This is a genomic window from Anaerotignum faecicola (assembly GCA_024460105.1).
Classification (GTDB): domain Bacteria; phylum Bacillota; class Clostridia; order Lachnospirales; family Anaerotignaceae; genus JANFXS01.
In genome coordinates, this window is the sequence record JANFXS010000464.1 from 1 (window position 1) to 408 (window position 408).

Genomic DNA, 408 nt, shown 5'->3' on the forward strand with positions numbered 1-408 from the left:
GGGGCGGGGAAGACCACGCTGATGCGCATGATCTGTGATATCTTAAGACCGACTTCCGGGGAAGTCTTCTATGACGGACGGCCAATCTCGGAACAGGGGGATGCCTACCGGATGGTGCTGGGGTATCTGCCGCAGCAGTTTGGCTATTATCCGGAATTTACGGCGGATAAATTTATGATGTATATGGCGGCTTTAAAGGGGCTGGGAAAGAGTGCTTCCGCGGCAAGGACGGGGGAACTTTTAGAACTGGTGGGTCTGTCTGAGGTGAAAAACAAGAAGATCAAGACTTTTTCCGGCGGTATGAAGCAGAGGCTGGGGATCGCACAGGCCATGTTAAACGATCCGGAGGTTCTGGTTCTCGATGAGCCGACCGCAGGGCTGGACCCCAAGGAGCGGGTGCGGTTCCGG

At 55.4% G+C, this 408-nt stretch carries 1 protein-coding gene; it reads left to right on the forward strand.

The features are described from left to right. Positions 1 to 408 (forward strand): ATP-binding cassette domain-containing protein (locus NE664_14890; protein ID MCQ4727922.1); only part of this gene is annotated, 408 nt, incomplete at both ends.